Genomic DNA, 2,573 nt, shown 5'->3' with positions numbered 1-2,573 from the left:
TATATTCAATATATAGATAAAAATGATAAAAATTATAGAAAGGGAGATTAGATATGAATAATGATAAAATACTAGAAGATATAGAGTATGAAGTTTTCAAAGCTTTTTCTAGAAAATTAGAACCAAATACTAAGCATGATTATCTATCAAAAATAATATTATTTAAAAAGTTTTTAGAAGATAAGGAATTAGTTTATGCAAATAAAGAAGACTGTAAAAAGTTTATAGAATATGTTCAAACTATATATAAAAAATCAACTTGTGAAAAAGTATATAGCTATTTACATAGTTTTTATAATTATTTAAAAAAAGAAGAGTATATAGAAATTAACCCATTTAGGTATGTTGAAAAACCTGCAGTTAGTAGAATAAAAAGTAAAGATGATGTACTTAGTATTCAAGAGATAAATAAACTTATAGATACACTTCATAAATTAAATATAAGAGATAAAACTATAATAGTGTTTTTAGTAACAACAGGATGTTTATTAAATGAATTAGTAAACTTAAAGTGGAAAGACCTTATGGTAGATGATAAAGATAATTACTATGTAAGGTTAGGAAAAGCTAAGAAGGAGAGAATAGTCAAACTTCACCCATATTGTTTCAAACTAATAGAAGAGTATAGAGCATATTCTTTACTACCTGAAGTTATAATACCAACTGAAGATTTTGTTTTTACTACACAAAAAAGTAATTATATAACAGATAGGAATGTAAGATTAATAGTAAGAAAAGCTTTAGACTTAGCAGGACTTTCTAATTATTCAGCTAAAGATTTTAGGCATTCATTTGCAGCAATAAGTTTAAGATTAGGAGCTGATGAAGAAGATGTAAAAAATCAGTTAGGATGGAGTGATAAGTATTATGCTATAAGATATAAGTATGTATTAAACTTCGTTGATAGTCAAAGTGTAGATTATTTAATTAATAATGAAGAATTTAAAATTAATAAAAAATGAACAAAACAATTTAAATACTTGTTATTGTTCGATATATTTTGTATAATTATGATATAGAATATATTTAAGAAAGGTGCATATTATGATAGACAACAAATATAGTACGTATACAAACCCTTTAACAGATAGATATTGTAGTAAAGATATGAGCTACATATTTTCTCCACAATTTAAATTCTCAACATGGAGAAGGCTATGGGTTGCACTAGCAGAAGGAGAAAAAGAGCTAGGACTAAATATAACAGAAGAACAATTAGAAGAATTAAGAAATAATATAGATAATATAAATTTTGATGAAGCTAGAAAAATAGAAAAAGAAGTAAGACATGATGTTATGAGTCATGTTAAAGCATATGGACTTCAATGTGATAAAGCTAAAGGAATAATACATTTAGGTGCAACATCAGCTTATGTTGGAGATAACACTGATGTTATACAAATGAATGAAGCTTTAAAGCTTATAAGAGTAAAACTTGTTAATTTAATAAATAATTTAAAAGAATTTTCTATTAAGTATAAAGATGTTCCAACATTAGGATTTACTCACTTCCAAGCAGCTCAACTTACAACAGTAGGAAAGAGAGCTACTTTATGGGCACAAGATTTAATACTTGATTTAGAAGATTTAAATTATAGAATAGACAACATGAAATTAAGAGGGGTAAAAGGGACTACTGGAACTCAAGCAAGCTTTTTAAGTTTATTTGAAGGTGATCATGAAAAGGTATCAGAACTTGATAAATTAGTTTGTAAAAAAATGGGATACAAATCTTCTTATGCAGTAAGCGGACAAACGTATACTAGAAAATTAGATTATCAAGTTATAAGCATATTATCAGGTATAGCTCAAAGTATGCATAAGATGACTAATGATATAAGATTATTACAAAGTTTAAAAGAATTAGAAGAGCCATTTGAAAAGAATCAAATAGGATCATCAGCAATGGCATATAAGAGAAATCCTATGAGAAGTGAAAGAATAGCTTCACTATCTAAATATATAATAACTGAATCATTAAGCCCTGCTTTAGTTCAAGCAACTCAATGGTTAGAAAGAAGCTTAGATGACTCAGCTAATAAAAGATTAGCTATACCTCAAGCATTTATGGCAGCTGATGCTATACTTGAGATAGGTATAAATGTTACAGATGGTTTAGTTGTATATGAAAATATGATAAATAAGCATATAAATGAAGAACTTCCATTTATGGCTACAGAAACTATACTTATGGAAGCTGTTAAAAGAGGCGGAGATAGACAAGAGTTACATGAAATAATAAGAGAATATTCTATGAAGGCAGCGTATAGAGTTAAGCAGGAAGGATTAGATAATAATTTAATTGATCTTATAATAGAAGATCCAGCATTTAAGATGAGTAAGGAAGAAATACTATCTATAATGGATCCTAAAAACTTTGTAGGAAGAGCTCCAGAACAAGTTATAGAGTTTATAAATGAAACATTAGAGCCAGCTATAAAAGAATATAAGGATATTATAGGAAAGTTAAATGTAGATTTACATGTTTAATAAAAATATAAAAAAGAGTGTTGAATTCTCAACACTCTTTTTTATATTTTTATGTTTAATTCAGTAAAATAAAAAAGATTAAT

At 26.5% G+C, this 2,573-nt stretch carries 2 protein-coding genes; both read left to right on the top strand.

All coding sequences use genetic code 11. The annotated features are described in order from the left end of the window. Window positions 1-53 precede the first annotated feature (53 nt). On the top strand, window positions 54-962 hold the full coding sequence (locus tag G3997_RS07170) for a tyrosine-type recombinase/integrase (RefSeq protein ID WP_296644888.1): 909 nt from the start codon (window positions 54-56) through the stop codon (window positions 960-962). Between the two features lie 82 nt (window positions 963-1,044). Further along, window positions 1,045-2,490, top strand: a complete 1,446-nt coding sequence (purB, locus tag G3997_RS07165; protein WP_296644886.1) for an adenylosuccinate lyase — start codon at window positions 1,045-1,047, stop codon at window positions 2,488-2,490. The last annotated feature ends 83 nt before the right edge of the window (window positions 2,491-2,573 follow it).

Origin of the sequence: Romboutsia sp. 13368 (genome assembly GCF_018336475.1) — a bacterium.
Lineage (GTDB): Bacteria > Bacillota > Clostridia > Peptostreptococcales > Peptostreptococcaceae > Romboutsia.
This window is presented reverse-complemented; position numbering and strand designations above follow the sequence as displayed.